The organism is Mycobacterium sp. KBS0706, assembly GCF_005938675.2.
GTDB lineage: Bacteria > Pseudomonadota > Alphaproteobacteria > DSM-16000 > Inquilinaceae > Inquilinus.
Genome location: NZ_VCCH02000327.1, coordinates 1 through 640, shown reverse-complemented (window position 1 = coordinate 640; position 640 = coordinate 1). Strand labels below are relative to the sequence as shown.

General features: G+C 68.6%; 1 protein-coding gene. It reads left to right on the top strand.

Translation table 11 applies throughout. The features are described from left to right. Positions 1–14: 14 nt before the first annotated feature. On the top strand, positions 15–640 hold a 626-nt coding region (locus FFK22_RS42095; protein ID WP_221939319.1), incomplete at its 3' end, for a hypothetical protein.

Below are 640 nucleotides of genomic sequence, written 5' to 3'. Positions count from 1 at the left end.
GCGACGCCGAGGCCATGCGCCTCCATCTCGGGCCCGGGCTGACCCGCGAGATCATCGCTGCGCTGACCCGCTATCGCGAGCTCTACGTCTTCGGCGCCGACACCAGCCTCACCGCCACCGGCGAGAACCGCGCCGAGGCCCTGGCCCAGCGATTGTCCGCCGACTACGTGCTGTCGGGAACCGTCAGCACGACCTCCGACCGCATCCGGCTGCTGGTGTCCCTGATCGACGGGCGCACCGGACGCCATCTCTGGTCACACCCCTATGAGAGCCCGTTCGTCCCCGCCCGGATCGTCGACACCAGGGCCGAGATCGCGCAGCGGGTGGTCGACAGCCTGGCACGTCCCTATGGCGTCATCTACGACGACAAGCTTGCGGGACTGACCACCACCTCGCCGGAGCGGTTCAGCTCCTACGAGTGCCTGCTGCTCTTCTACGCTGACTGGCGTCGCACCGGGAGTTCCGCCGGCCCGGCAACCCGTGACTGCCTCGAGCGGGCGACCGCCGAGGACCCTGCCTATGCCGATGCCTGGGCCGCTCTCGCTCTGGTCTATGCCGATATCGTGCGCTTCGGCGTTCAGTCCGATCCGCTTCCATTCGATCCGCTCGAACGAGCGCTGGAACTGGCCCAGCGCGCGGT